The organism is Gammaproteobacteria bacterium (assembly GCA_034522055.1).
Lineage (GTDB): Bacteria > Pseudomonadota > Gammaproteobacteria > JAABTG01 > JAABTG01 > JAABTG01.
This window is the reverse complement of sequence record JAXHLS010000006.1, coordinates 905,601-918,721: the sequence shown is the minus strand read 5'-3', so window position 1 is coordinate 918,721 and position 13,121 is coordinate 905,601. Positions and strand designations below refer to the sequence as shown.

Annotated in this window: 11 protein-coding genes; 5 read left to right on the top strand and 6 right to left on the bottom strand. The window is 64.6% G+C overall.

The window, feature by feature from the left end; genetic code table 11:
- Nucleotides 1-9 precede the first annotated feature (9 nt).
- The 3 genes from moaB to U5S82_22995 all read right to left on the bottom strand — a co-directional run bounded on the left by moaB (nucleotide 10) and on the right by U5S82_22995 (nucleotide 2,734).
- Nucleotides 10-537: a molybdenum cofactor biosynthesis protein B gene (moaB, locus tag U5S82_23005; GenBank protein MDZ7754435.1), complete on the bottom strand. Its 528-nt coding sequence runs from the start codon at nucleotides 535-537 to the stop codon at nucleotides 10-12.
- A gap of 53 nt (nucleotides 538-590) precedes the next feature.
- Nucleotides 591-1,607, bottom strand: a complete 1,017-nt coding sequence (gene moaA, locus U5S82_23000) for a GTP 3',8-cyclase MoaA (GenBank protein ID MDZ7754434.1) — start codon at nucleotides 1,605-1,607, stop codon at nucleotides 591-593.
- Nucleotides 1,608-1,789: 182 nt separating this feature from the next.
- Nucleotides 1,790-2,734, bottom strand: a complete 945-nt coding sequence (locus U5S82_22995; protein MDZ7754433.1) for a MoxR family ATPase — start codon at nucleotides 2,732-2,734, stop codon at nucleotides 1,790-1,792.
- A gap of 93 nt (nucleotides 2,735-2,827) precedes the next feature.
- Between U5S82_22995 and yeiP the strand changes: the two genes are divergently transcribed.
- From yeiP to zwf, 3 genes are all read left to right on the top strand, one after another.
- Entirely contained in the window at nucleotides 2,828-3,391 is a 564-nt protein-coding gene (gene yeiP / locus U5S82_22990; GenBank protein MDZ7754432.1) for an elongation factor P-like protein YeiP, read from the top strand.
- A gap of 223 nt (nucleotides 3,392-3,614) precedes the next feature.
- Complete coding sequence (gnd, locus tag U5S82_22985; protein ID MDZ7754431.1) at nucleotides 3,615-5,063, top strand: decarboxylating NADP(+)-dependent phosphogluconate dehydrogenase; 1,449 nt, start codon at nucleotides 3,615-3,617, stop codon at nucleotides 5,061-5,063.
- A 3-nt stretch (nucleotides 5,064-5,066) separates the two neighbouring features.
- Nucleotides 5,067-6,566, top strand: coding sequence for a glucose-6-phosphate dehydrogenase (gene zwf / locus U5S82_22980; GenBank protein MDZ7754430.1), 1,500 nt, complete (start codon nucleotides 5,067-5,069; stop codon nucleotides 6,564-6,566).
- Here zwf and pgl read toward each other — a convergent pair.
- Nucleotides 6,547-7,314 (bottom strand): 6-phosphogluconolactonase, encoded by a 768-nt coding sequence (gene pgl, locus U5S82_22975; protein MDZ7754429.1) that lies wholly within the window; start codon nucleotides 7,312-7,314, stop codon nucleotides 6,547-6,549. The genes zwf and pgl overlap by 20 nt on opposite strands.
- A gap of 269 nt (nucleotides 7,315-7,583) precedes the next feature.
- Here pgl and glgP point away from each other — a divergent pair, with 269 nt between their 5' ends.
- Nucleotides 7,584-10,226, top strand: a complete 2,643-nt coding sequence (glgP, locus tag U5S82_22970; protein ID MDZ7754428.1) for an alpha-glucan family phosphorylase — start codon at nucleotides 7,584-7,586, stop codon at nucleotides 10,224-10,226.
- A gap of 98 nt (nucleotides 10,227-10,324) precedes the next feature.
- A complete protein-coding gene (locus U5S82_22965) occupies nucleotides 10,325-10,591 on the top strand; it encodes a DksA/TraR family C4-type zinc finger protein (GenBank protein MDZ7754427.1) in 267 nt (88 codons plus the stop codon).
- On the opposite strand, the gene U5S82_22960 is transcribed toward U5S82_22965, so the two are convergent.
- Together U5S82_22960 and U5S82_22955 are read right to left on the bottom strand one after the other, a co-directional pair.
- Nucleotides 10,554-10,736 carry a hypothetical protein gene (locus tag U5S82_22960; protein MDZ7754426.1) on the bottom strand — a complete coding sequence of 61 codons (183 nt, stop codon included), beginning with the start codon at nucleotides 10,734-10,736 and terminating at the stop codon, nucleotides 10,554-10,556. The two genes, U5S82_22965 and U5S82_22960, sit on opposite strands and share 38 nt — an antisense overlap.
- 26 nt (nucleotides 10,737-10,762) lie before the next feature.
- Nucleotides 10,763-12,934, bottom strand: a complete 2,172-nt coding sequence (locus U5S82_22955; protein MDZ7754425.1) for a SulP family inorganic anion transporter — start codon at nucleotides 12,932-12,934, stop codon at nucleotides 10,763-10,765.
- Nucleotides 12,935-13,121 lie beyond the last annotated feature (187 nt).

Below are 13,121 nucleotides of genomic sequence, written 5' to 3'. Positions count from 1 at the left end.
ACGGAACGGCTACTTTTCGAGAAAACGCGGCATCAACTCCACCATGTTGCACGGCCGGTTGCGCACGTCCAGCTGATGCACGATGAGGCCCTCCCACGCCAGCCGGCACGCCCCCGGCGAGCCCGGCAGACAGAAGATAATGGTGCCGTTGGCCAGCCCCGCGACGGCGCGGGACTGCACCGTCGAGGTCTGGATCTCCTGAAACGACAGCCACCGGAAGGCTTCGCCGAAACCCTCCACCTCCTTGTCGAACAGCGGCCGTACCGCCTCCGGCGTGCTGTCCCGGCCCGTCAGGCCCGTGCCGCCGGTGGAGATGATCACCTGAACCTGCTCATCCGCTATCCAGCGGCTGAACAGCGCCCGCATGCGGTAGATGTCGTCCGGGATGATCTGTTTCTCCACCAGCCGGTGGCCCGTGCCCTGCAACTGCTCCACCAGACCCCGGCCCGCGGTGTCCGTCTCCTCCGTGCGGGAATCGGAGATGGTCGCCACCGCGATGTCCACGGCGATGAATTCCCGTTGGGCGGCGTGACCCATGGTGTATTGCTCCTTACAGTCAGAGGATCGGGGTCAGAGAATCGGGCGCCGGCTCAGCCGCCGGTGGCGGACATGAAACGCACGATCTGATGGGGTTTCTCCCGGAACTCATGACGCTCCGGCTTCATGGCGATGGCCCGCAACAGATGTTCTTTTAGCTCCCCCCCCCGCACCCCGTCCCGCAATAGCGGGCGCAGCGGGTAGTTGTGTTCCTGGCCCAGGCACATGTACAGGGTGCCGTCCACCGACATGCGCACGCGGTTGCAGGTCTCGCAGAAATGCTGGGAGATGGGGGTGATGAAGCCGATCTTAAGCTCCGAGCCCCCGATGCGATAGTAGCGCGCCGGTCCGCCCCCCGGCATCATGCTCGGCGTCAGCTCGTAACGTTCCGCCAGCCGCGCCTTCACCTGCTGCAGGTCCAGATAATGTTTGCTCGCCTCGCTGCCCGACGTCCCCAGGGGCATGGTCTCGATGAAGCGCAGGGTAAAGCCCTGCTCGATGCAGAACTCCACCATGTCCTCCACTTCGTCGTCATTGATGCCCTTCATGGCCACCATGTTGATCTTGACGGGGTCGAGGCCCGCCTCGCGGGCTGCCCGCAGACCCCCGAGCACCCGGTCCAGCTCGGCGCCGCGGGTGATGTCCCGGAAGCGGTCCGCCCGCAGGCTGTCCAGGCTGACGTTGATGCGCCCCACGCCGGCCTCTTTGAGGGCCCGCGCGTCCCGCTCCAGCAGGTAGGCGTTGGTGCTCACCGACAGATCCTCGATGCCCGGCAGGGCCGCCAGCCGCCCCACCAGCACCGGCAGATCCTTGCGCAGCAGCGGCTCGCCGCCGGTGATACGTACCCGCCGCACCCCCAGTTCGCCGAAGGCCGCCATCACTGTCTCGATCTCGTCGAAGGACAGCCGGTTGCCCGCCTCTTCGAAGTCCTTGTGGCCTTCGGGCAGGCAGTAGAAACACCGCAGGTTGCACTTGTCCGTCACCGACAGCCGCACGTACTCGATGGTGCGGCCGAATGGGTCGATAAAGTCCTCTCGGGGGGGCGGAGAACGGGGTTCGGTCTGATTCATTCCATTCCTCGTTGCGCCGGATAGATGATGTATGGCGCGGTTGGTGGCGATATCTGCGGCCGGGTTTCCATGGCCGTCGATTTTTATTTCTCTTTTTATAGCAGATCCGCCCATGAGAAAGAACCGCTGTCCCGATTCGCGATCAATGTCGTCGCCCGGGGGCGGCAATGGTGGCCACTCCGTCAGATGGGCACGGGCACCCGCTCCAGCACCTCATCCACCACGGCGGCGGCCGTGGCCCCGGCGTAACGGGCCTGGGGGTCGAGGGCCAGGCGGTGGGAGAGCACGGGATCGGCCAGTTCCTGAATTTGGTCCGGAGTCACGTAATCGAGGCCGTCGCAAAGGGCCAGGCCCTGGGCGGTCTTCATGAGGGCCAAAGCGGCGCGCGGGCTGGCACCCAGGGCCACTCCTTTGATACCCCGACTGGCTCGCACCAGGCGCACGATGTAGGTCTCGAGCTCGGGGGCCACCCGCACCTGGCGGGCCTGGACCAGCAGGCGTTCCGCCTCATCCAGGGTCACGCAGGCCGATAGGGCATCCAGGGGATGGCCGGCACGCTGGTGGCTGAGGATACCGATCTCCTGGGCCTCATCCACGTAACCGAGGCGGAAGCGCATGGCGAATCGGTCCATCTGGGCCTCGGGCAGGGGATAGGTGCCGTGGAACTCGACGGGGTTCTGGGTAGCCATGACGAAGAACAGGGGCGGCAGAGGGCGGGTCCTGCCCTCCAGGCTCACCTGACCCTCCGCCATGGCCTCCAGCAGGGCGGATTGGGTGCGGGGCGAGGCGCGATTGATCTCGTCCCCCAGCAGGATGTTGGTGAACACCGGTCCGGGATGGAAGCGGAAGCGGCGGGTGTCGGGCTCGAATACCGAGGCCCCGAGGATGTCTGTGGGCAGGAGGTCGGGGGTGAATTGAACCCGTTGGAACTTTGCCCCCACCACCCTGGCCAGGGCCTTGGCCAGGGTGGTCTTGCCGGTGCCCGGCACGTCCTCCAGCAACACATGGCCACCGCTGGCGAAGGCCGCCACCAGCCAGCGGATGGCTCGTTGCTGGCCCTCCATGACGCCATCGATGGCCGCGGTGATACGGCCCAGCGCGGCCATGGCTTCTTCGATATCATTCACACCGGTTATCCTTAAGGGTCGGCCAGGGCGAGGCGCCGTAGTGTGCCATGGCGGGTGATCCGATACACATGGGCGGCACAGGTTGGAGGCATAGTGAAGGCGAACGAGTTGAAGCGGGGCCAGGTAGTCAGTGTGGACGGGCGTATCTGCATGGTGCGGGACGTGCAGGCCAAGTCGCCGTCCTCGCGGGGCGGCAACACTCTTTACAAGGTGGTGTTCAGGGATGTGCTGTCGCGCCAGAAGGTGGAAGGGAGCTACAAGGGGGATGACATCATCCCTGCCGCGGAGTTGGTACGCCGCGCGGTGCAGTTCCTCTATGCCGAGGGCGAGGCCATCACGGTGATGGATACCGAGGACTACAATCAGTATGCGCTGGACCACGAGGCCATCGAGGCCGAGTTGCCCTTCATCACCGACGACATGAGCGGCCTGCAACTGCTGTTGGTGGAAGGCGCTCCGGCGGGGCTGGAGTTGCCGGCCGCGGTGGAACTGGTAGTGACGGAATGCGCCCCCGCCATGAAGGCGGCGTCCAGCTCCGCGCGCACCAAACCCGCCACCCTGACCACCGGCCTGGTGGTGCAGGTGCCGGAGTATATCGCCGAAGGCGAGCGCATCAGGGTGAACACGGGCAGCGGGGAGTTCATGGGCCGGGCTTGAGGGCCCGCACTTCGGGTATCGAGTTCCGTCTCCACGCCATCGTTGTCTGATTCGCTGGTGACTCCAGGGCGTGAGTCGTCTCTGCCAACCTCCGAGACAGGCTGCGCCAACCAAGCTATCATTGTGGTTTTGGAATTCATCAACGGGAGTCGGACGGTTCGGTGCTTAGTCGCACGGACCGTCCGGCTCCGCTAACAGGGACCAAAGGAGGGAGGAGAATAATATGGCACAGGCAGATATCGGACTCATCGGGCTGGCCGTCATGGGCCAGAATCTGGTGCTCAACATGGCGGATCACGGCTACACCGTCGCGGTGTACAACCGCACCACCAGCAAGGTGGACGAGTTCATGGAAGGGCCGGCGGAGGGCAAGTCCATCATCGGCTGTCACAGCCCGGAGGAACTGGTGGCGGCCCTGGCGCCACCGCGCAAGGTGATGCTCATGGTGAAGGCCGGTGAGGTGGTGGACCGTTTCATCGACATGGTGGCGCCCCTGCTGGAGCCCGGCGACGTGATCATCGACGGCGGCAACTCCCACTACCCGGATTCCACCCGGCGTACCGCGGCGTTACGTGAAAAGGGGCTGCGTTTCATCGGCACGGGGATCTCCGGCGGTGAGGAGGGGGCCCGTCACGGGCCGTCCATCATGCCCGGCGGCGACCCGGAGGCCTGGCCCCTGGTGCGCGAGATCTTCCAGTCCATATCCGCCCATGTGGACGGCGAGCCCTGCTGCCAGTGGGTGGGGCCCGATGGCGCCGGCCATTTCGTCAAGATGGTGCACAACGGCATCGAGTACGGCGACATGCAGCTCATCAGCGAGGCCTACTCTCTCATGGAGCATGCCCTGGGATTGGACCATGACACCATGGCCGGGGTGTTTGAGGAATGGAACCGGGGCGTGCTGGACTCCTACCTCATCGAGATCACCGCCGATATCCTCGCCAAACGGGAGGAGGACGGTGCTCCGCTGGTGACTCGGATCCTCGATACCGCGGGCCAGAAGGGCACAGGCAAGTGGACCGCCATCAGCGCCCTCGACCTGGGGGTGCCTCTGACCCTCATCGGCGAGGCGGTGTTCGCCCGCGTGCTGTCGTCATTGAAGGACGAACGGGTGCGTGCCGCGGCCATCCTGGGCGCGCCCGCGCGCCCGGCCGCGGTGGCGAAGGAGGATTATCTGGATGCGCTGCGCGATGCCCTCTATGCCTCCAAGATCATCTCCTATGCCCAGGGCTTCATGCTCATGCGGGAGGCCGCCCGGGAGCAGGGATGGGACCTCAACTACGGCGGCGTCGCCCTCATGTGGCGCGGTGGCTGTATCATTCGCAGCAAGTTCCTGGGGGACATCAAGGCGGCCTACGAGAAGAACCACGATCTGGACAACCTGGTGCTGGACGATTTCTTCGCCGAGGCCCTGAAGGGCGCCGAGGCCGGTTGGCGTCGTGCCGTGGCCCTGGCGGTCGAGCATGCCGTGCCCACCCCCGCCTTCGCGGCGGCCCTGGCCTATTTCGATGGCTATCGCAGCGAACGCCTGCCCGCCAATCTGCTGCAGGCCCAGCGCGACTATTTCGGCGCTCATACCTACGAGCGAGTGGACGGCGAGCGCGGTACCTTCTTCCACACCGACTGGACCGGGCGCGGCGGCAAAGTCGCTTCCTCCACCTACGAGGTCTGAGCCATGGATGCCCCCCTGAATCCCTGCACCTTCGTGATCTTCGGTTCCACCGGCGATCTGTCCCGGGTCAAGCTCATGCCGGCCCTCTACCACCTGGATGCGGCGGGCAAGCTGCCGGAGCAATGCCGTATCGTGGCCACCGGGCGCCGGCCCTGGGACCGTGATCGCTGGCTCGAGGAGAGCCGCGCCATGCTGGAGGGCAAGGTCCGCGGCGAGATCGACCCGGTGGTACTCGAGCGCTTCGAGGCCCGCCAGGAATACTTCCGTGGTGACATCGGCGACCCCGCCATGTACGAGGAGTTGGCGGCCTTCGTGAGCGGGCGCAGCGATCTGCCCGCCAACCTGGCCATCTACCTGGCCATCAGTCCCTCGGAGTTCGGCGTGGTGACGGAGAATCTGGGCCACGCCGGGCTGCTGAACGAGGAGCACGGCTGGCGCCGGGTGATCATCGAGAAGCCCTTCGGCTACGACATCGACAGCGCCACGATCCTGCAGAAACGCCTGCGCCAGTTCCTCGAGGAGAAACAGGTCTATCGCATCGACCACTATCTCGGCAAGGAAATGGTGCGCAACCTGCTGGTGTTCCGCTTCGCCAACCTGATGTTGGAGCCCCTGTGGAACCGTAATTTTATCGACCACGTGCAGATCACCCAGGCGGAGACCCTGGGGGTGGGGACCCGGGCGCCCTATTACGATAGCGCCGGGGCATTGCGTGACATGATCCAGAGCCATCTGATGCAGCTCCTGACCCTGGTGGCCATGGAGCCGCCGGTGTCCCTGGCGGCCGAGGATCTGCGGGACGAAAAGGTCAAGGTACTGAAGTCGGTACGTCCCATTACGCCGCGGGCGGTGCACTCCCAGGCCTTCCGTGCCCAATACGCGGCGGGAATGGTCAAGGGTGAGAAGGTCAGGGGCTATCTGGAGGAGGAAGGGGTGCCCGCCGACAGTGCCACCGAGACCTTCGCGGCCCTCAAACTATACGTGGACAACTGGCGCTGGCGCGGTGTGCCCTTCTATCTGCGTACGGGGAAGCGCATGCCGGAGAGCGTCTCCAATATCATGATCCGCTTCCGCCAGCCCCCCCAGCAGCTGTTCCGGGGCACCCAGGTGGCCAACGTGGAACGCAACTGGCTGGTCATCGGCGTCCAGCCCTGCGAGATGCTGCGCCTGCAGCTCACCTCCAAGCAGCCGGGGCTGGCGATGAAGACCCGCCAGGTGAGTATGGACGCCGGGTTCCGCGGCCCGGACGACGCGCCCACCGATGCCTATGAGGGGCTTTTGATGGATATCATGGGTGGTGATCGTTCCCTGTTCCTGCGTTATGACGAGGTGGAATATGCGTGGCGCATCGTGGAGCCCGTTCTCAACCTGTGGTCGGTGGAACGGGACTTCATCCACACCTATCCTGCCGGCACCTGGGGTCCTCCCGAGAGCCGCCACCTGTTCGAGAAAGAGATCGACGAGTGGCGCCCCACGGCTGAACTTACCTGCTGCGAGACCTGATATCGCCGAGCAGGGCGGCCGCCTCGCTGTCGACGTGCCATTCCACCTCGCCGGCAGCGGGGGCCACCAGGGATGCCGGCCACCTCGAGTCCGGTCCTTCGTCGAGGATCCGGGCCAGCATCTCGGCCTTGCCCGCGCCGGTGACCAGGAACAGCACGTGGCGGGTGGCATTGAAGACCGGCAGGGTGAGGCTGAGGCGCCAGGCATCCAGGCGTGGCACATGGACGGCCGCCACCGGGCGGGTCTCATCCAGGATGGGCGTGCCGGGAAACAGTGAGGCGGTGTGGCCGTCGGGGCCCATGCCCAGCAGGGCGATGTCGAGTTGTGGCAGCCCCGCGTCGGGTCCGGGGGCCTCTCGGCTCAGCACCCGGGCATATTCTGCGGCCGCGGCTTCGAGGTCCGTCCACTCCGCCGGCATGGGGTGAAACACCGGCGCTTCGGGCAAGGCGGCCAACAGGGACTCCCGCACCATACGCTGGTTGCTGTCGGCATGGTCCGGCGGCACGCAGCGCTCGTCCCCCAGGAACAGATGCACCGCCGGCCAGGGGATGGCGGTGGCATAGGGTGGCCCGGCAAGCACTTCATAGAGTCGGCGGGGCGTATTGCCACCGGCCAGGGCCATGGTGGCGCGGCCTCGTTGCCGTGCGGCCAGAGTCAGGATATCGGCGATGCGGGCTGCGGTGGCGGCCACCGTGGCCTCGGTATCGGTCGCCACCCGGATCATGGGGCTTGAGGGTTCCGTGCTCATAGATGCTCTCCCATCAGCTTGAAGGACGGCCGGTAAGGGCCGGATGCGGGGCCGTGAGCCGTCGGCGGCGTGGTCCCGAGACATACGCGGGGACAGGGGTCGCGACGAAGCCGCAAGGCTTGCAGCTCCCGGGCTGGCCGGCGCGACTTCATCTTTGCAAGTATTTCATGGATTCCGAATCGGGCGCAAAATAAGCAATTCTTAAGAAATTACCATGACACCATTCCGGCCCGTCCCGGGGTGATAAATAATAAGGGGAAGGGGATCCTATGCCCGGTAAAGAATTCAAACTAGAGGTCAACCCGCGAGTCCCGGAACAACTGGCACGCCTGCCCGAACTCGCCGATGATCTATGGTACAGCTGGAATCGCCCCGCGCGTTCCCTGTTCCGCCTGCTGAACCCCAAGCTGTGGCGTCGCACGGGCCACAATCCCAAGCTGTTCCTGCGCAGCGTGGACGAGAGTACGCTACTGGAGGCGGCTCATAATCCGGTATTCCTCGCCAAGTACCATCAGGCCATTTCGGCCTACGACAGCTACATGTCCTCCGGTGCGCGCTGCCAGTCGGGACCGGAGTACGGCCCCGAGGATCTGGTGGCCTATTTCTGTGCCGAATACGGCATCCACGAGAGCATGCCCATCTACTCCGGGGGCCTCGGGATCCTGGCCGGCGATCACTGCAAGACCGCCAGCGATATGCGCATGCCCTTCGTGGGTGTCGGTCTGCTCTATCGCCAGGGCTATTTCTCCCAGCATATCGACGCCGAGGGCACCCAGCACGCCATCTACCGCGACAACGACCTCGAGGACCTGGCGGTGCGCCCGGCCCTGGATGGCGAAGGGCGGGAAATCCTCGTGGCGGTGGACATGCCCGGGCGTGAGGTGGATATCAAAGTGTGGCAGTGCCAAGTGGGGCACGTCACCATCTACCTGCTGGACACTAACCTCGACACCAACTCGCCCGAGGATCGGGAAATCACTCATAAGCTCTATGGTGGTGGCAAGGGTACACGCATGCGCCAGGAGATCGTCCTCGGTATCGGCGGCGTGCGGGCCCTGCGGGCCCTGGGCATAAAGCCTTCCGTTTGGCACTGCAACGAGGGACACGCAGCATTCATGCCCCTGGAGCGCATCCGGGAGCTGGTGGCCTCCGGCGTGCCCTATGCCACGGGGACCGAACTGGTGGCGGCCAAGACGGTGTTCACCACCCATACGCCGGTGCCGGCGGGGCACGACGTGTTTCCCCATGAACTGGTGGTCAACTATTTCGAGGGTTACGCCGGTGAACTGGGAATCTCCGTGGAGCAACTGTTCGAACTCGGACGCAACGGCGATCAGGGTGACGTATTCAACATGACCACTCTCGCCACAACCCTGTCCAAGCGCCAGAATGGCGTCAGCCAGATCCATGGCAAGGTGTCGTCCGAGATCTGCCACAATTCATGGTCGGACATCCCGCCCCACGAGAACCCCATTTCCTATGTCACCAACGGCGTCCATCTGCCCAGTTTCCTGGCCCAGCCCTGGATCGACATGTTCGACCGCTTCCTGGGGGCGGCATGGCGCAATCATCTGACGGATACCCATTACTGGCAGCGCCTGGACGAGATCCCCGATCACCTGTTCTGGAGCACCAGCCAGTCCATCAAGTCGCAGATGTTCTATGCCCTGCGGGGGGCTCTCAGTTACCAGTCCCAGCGCAACCAGGTGAGCGAGGCCCATCTGGAGCGACTCACCCGCTATATCAAACCCCGGGAGCCGAATTTCCTGACCATCGGCTTCGCCCGGCGCTTCGCCACCTACAAGCGCGCACCCCTGTTCATGAACAATCTCGAGGTGCTGCGGGAGATCGTCACCAACGAGGAGCGTCCCGTCATCTTCGTCTTCGCCGGCAAGGCCCATCCCGCCGATCATCCCGGCCAGGAACTGCTGCGCCAGATCAACAACCTGGCATCCGATCCCGATTTCGTGGGGCGGGTGTTGATGGTGGAGGGTTACGATCTGGCCCTGGCCCGGCGTCTGGTCTCCGGCGTGGACGTGTGGCTCAACAATCCCGTCTATCCGTTGGAGGCCAGTGGCACTTCCGGCATGAAGGCCGCCATCAACGGCAGCCTCAATCTGTCGGTGCTGGACGGCTGGTGGGCGGAGGGTTTCGACGGCGCCAATGGCTGGGGTATCAAGCCCTCCCCGCATGACGATGACGAGCATCGGCGGGACTACGAGGATGCGCGCACCCTCTACGAGATCCTGCAGGACGACGTGGTGCCCACCTATTATGACCGCAACAAGCATGGCTATTCGCCGGACTGGGTGAAACGTTGCAAACGCTCCATGATGTCCATCATCCCGCGGTTCAATACCTGCCGCATGCTGGCGGAATACGGACGCAAGTTCTATCTGCCGGCGAGTGAGCAGGGCCGTATCCTGACGGCGGACAACCATCGGGCCGCAGGGCTGCTGGCGGACTGGAAGGCACGGGTGCGGGCCGCATGGCCGACGGTGAGGTTTACCGCCATCAGCGACTACCCCCAGCGGGTCGCTTTCGGTGACAGCGCAGTGATGGAAGTGGAGATGAAGCTGGATGGCCTGGAGGCCACGGACGTGGCGGTGGAGTTGCTGCTGACCCGGGAGGGGGCCTTCGAGAGCACCTTCATCGCGGCGGGCATCATGGACGGCGAGGGTTCCCTGGAAAAGCAACTGGTGCAGAGCGAGGGAGACACCATCACGGTGGCCCTGCGCTTCGTGCCGGTGAAGGGGCAGGCCAAGGGCGGCGTGCATCGTTACCGCATCGACCTGCAGCCCGACTGGTGCGGCAAGATGACCTACCGCATCCGCGCCTTTCCCTACCATGAACTGTTGGCCCATCCCCACGAGATGGGTTTGATGAAGTGGATGGAGGAGGAGGGGGAGTAGGCCCCGGCATCGCGTACCTGCCTTCAGGGCCGGCGCTTCGTTGCATCCTGGCGGAAGCCGCGTTCGAGACGGCTTCCCCGATTCGTGAGGACCCCGACATGGCCGGTGGCTGGACCCGTGACGGTGCCGTGCAGGAACAGATCGACGCGAGCGTGGAGGATGCCATCACCCACGCGCGCCGTCTGTTGCCGGAAGGAGAAGGGCTCGACCGTTGCGAGGATTGCGACGAGCCTATCCCCGAGGCCCGGCGCCGGGCCATCCCGGGGGTGCGCCTGTGTGTGGGCTGTCAGTCCGGGCGGGAATCAGGAGACGCGGGCCTGGCCCTGTTCAACCGGCGGGGCAGCAAGGACAGCCAGTTGAGGTGACGGTCCGAGGCGGGGCCGGGGCTCTTCTCGGACTCTTGCCGGCCTCTGCAGCCCGCGCCGCTTCCACGGCGGCGTTGAGGGCCAACAGATTGGTCTGGTGCCGCGCACCGCCGGATACGTTCCGCCGGATGGTTTCGTGCCGCACGGGCACGGTCCCGGCGGATTGCCGGGTCAGAAAGGCTGATCGGCTTGGAAGGACTTTACTTTAGGCGCGCCGGACTGGCCGGACGAGTCATCGTTGGTGGAGGCCGGCTGGGAGCCAGGCGGAGTGTCGTAACGCTCCAGGAGTGAAGCCAGCGCGCTCTCTTTGCTGGTAAAGAATCGGTCGCGCCCGAACTCATCCACAAGCCCGGTGCGCAGGAATATGGACATCACCTGGTGCTTGAGCCCGCTGAAGGTCAGGTCGATGCCGGCGGCGCGCAGCTGTTTCGCCACCTCACGGACCTTCTCCTCCCCCGAGGCATCCATCTCGTTGATGCCACTGCCGATGATGAGGATGACCTGCGCATCGGGGAAGTCGGCGATGGCCTCGAGGATGATGTCCTCGAAATAGGCCACGGTGGAGAAGGTCAGGGAGCCGTCGAAACGCACCGGTACTACGGTCCTACTGATGGGGGCGAGGTGGTGGGACTGAATGCCTCCCAGGGTGCCGTCGGGCTTGCGCGCCACGATCTCTGCCCGCGGGCGCATGCTCTTGACCAGGTAGGCCAGGATGGTAAGGGTGATACCGATGAGAATGCCGTTGGCGATGGCGGGTGCCATCAGCAGGGTGGAGGCGAAGGTGATGATGCCTATGATGGCGCTGATGCGATCCACCCTCCAGGCACGGACGAGGGGGGCCACCCGCACCAGGCCGAAAACCGCCATCATCACGATGACCGCCAACACCGACTGGGGCAGGCCGTAGAGGTAGGGGGTGAAGAACAGGAGCACCATCATCACCGCCACGGCGCTGATGATGGCGAACAGGCCGGTTTTTGCCCCCGTCTTGGCGGCCACCGCCGAGCGGGAAAAGGAGCCGCTCACGGTATAGGAGCTGAAAAAACTGCCGACGATGTTCGCCAGGCCCTGGCCCACCAGTTCCTTGCTGGCATCGATGCGCTCTCCGGTGGTGGTGGCAATGGCCTTGGAAATCGAGGTGGCTTCCATGAAACCGATGAGGGCCATGACGATGGCCGCGGGGAACAGGGCGAGCACGAGGTCCCATTGGATACTGGGCATGGCGAACCGAGGCAGACCCTGGGGGATGTCGCCCACTACGGCGCCCCCCGAGGCCAGGCTGATGCCGTCATCGCTCACGGACTCGAAACGCCATGTCCGGTCATCGGGAGTCAATTCCGACGGCACCTTGCCCTTGGGGAAGAAGGCTGTTTCGCCCTTGGCATCGGTAGTGCCCTCCAGACGCATGCCATGCAGATCGATACGCAGTGCGTTGTTGCGGGCCTTCGCGTTGGTGAGTTCATACTCCAGCAATCTCAAGGAGGCCTCGATCTCGGCGGCTTGGGCTACGGCGGCCTGATCGGCTGCGCTTTCGGTGGCGGACAGTTCGCGATTTCTTTCGGCGATCTCGGTCGCTAGCTGGTCGATGCGGTTCGTGGTCCGGGCGTGGGCGGCTATGGCCTCCACGGCACGCTCATAGTGTATCCGTTCCATCGGGATGGTGATCTTGTGCTCGTAGCCGATCAAGGCGGAGATGACGGTGGTGGCGAGTACCGCGATGAGCACACCGGGAACGGAGGGTGAGATCCGCTTCAGGCCGACCATGAGTCCGTAGGCGCCGAGGGCGAACAGGAGCGTCGGCCAATGAACGGATCCCAGCTGTGATACGACCCCCCACAGGTCCGCCAAGTAGGAATCGGAGCGCGGGAAGGGGACGCCGATGATTTTGCTCAGCTGGGACAGACCGATAATCAGGGCGGCGGCGTTGGTGAAGCCCACGATCACGGGGCTGGACAACAGGTTGACGATGGCGCCGAGCCTGAAAAGGCCCAGGGCCAGGCGCAGCACCCCCACCATCAGGGCCAGCATCACGGCAAGCTCTATGAAGGCCTCGCTACCCGGGTTGGCAAAGGGGATCAGGGCGGCGGCCGACATGAGGGAGAGCATGGCCACCGGCCCGGTATGCAGTTGACTGGACGACCCCCACAGGGAGGCGATGATGACGGGCACGAAAGACGCATAGAGCCCATACACCACCGGCAGGCCGGCCAATTGGGCATAGGCCATACTTTGGGGCACGAGTACCAGGGCCACCGTTATACCGGCCACCAGATCGGCCCGCAGGGTATCCCGCGTTACGGGAAACCAGCGCAGGAATGGCAGCAGGTTATGAAGAGTATTCATGGGGTAAGGCTCCCCCGGGATGGCACGGTACGGCCGACGCAGGGTCTTCCTCGCGTATGGCTGGTCTAAGGAGAACCAGTTTAGGCGGGGGGTCGCAGGGGGGCTAATCGAAGAAGATGATAGAAGGCATACCAGATGCGCTATGGATCGGATCTATGCCGACAGAGGCGGAGCCTCTGCCATCAAT

What these genes read in the sequence shown, in the direction of transcription:
- gnd (MDZ7754431.1), top strand. Translation starts at nt 3,615, where the DNA reads ATGGCACAGGCAGATATCGGACTCATCGGGCTGGCCGTCATGGGCCAG.
- pgl (MDZ7754429.1), bottom strand. Translation starts at nt 7,314, where the DNA reads ATGAGCACGGAACCCTCAAGCCCCATGATCCGGGTGGCGACCGATACC.
- moaA (MDZ7754434.1), bottom strand. Translation starts at nt 1,607, where the DNA reads ATGAATCAGACCGAACCCCGTTCTCCGCCCCCCCGAGAGGACTTTATC.
- U5S82_22965 (MDZ7754427.1), top strand. Translation starts at nt 10,325, where the DNA reads ATGGCCGGTGGCTGGACCCGTGACGGTGCCGTGCAGGAACAGATCGAC.
- moaB (MDZ7754435.1), bottom strand. Translation starts at nt 537, where the DNA reads ATGGGTCACGCCGCCCAACGGGAATTCATCGCCGTGGACATCGCGGTG.
- glgP (MDZ7754428.1), top strand. Translation starts at nt 7,584, where the DNA reads ATGCCCGGTAAAGAATTCAAACTAGAGGTCAACCCGCGAGTCCCGGAA.
- zwf (MDZ7754430.1), top strand. Translation starts at nt 5,067, where the DNA reads ATGGATGCCCCCCTGAATCCCTGCACCTTCGTGATCTTCGGTTCCACC.
- U5S82_22955 (MDZ7754425.1), bottom strand. Translation starts at nt 12,934, where the DNA reads ATGAATACTCTTCATAACCTGCTGCCATTCCTGCGCTGGTTTCCCGTA.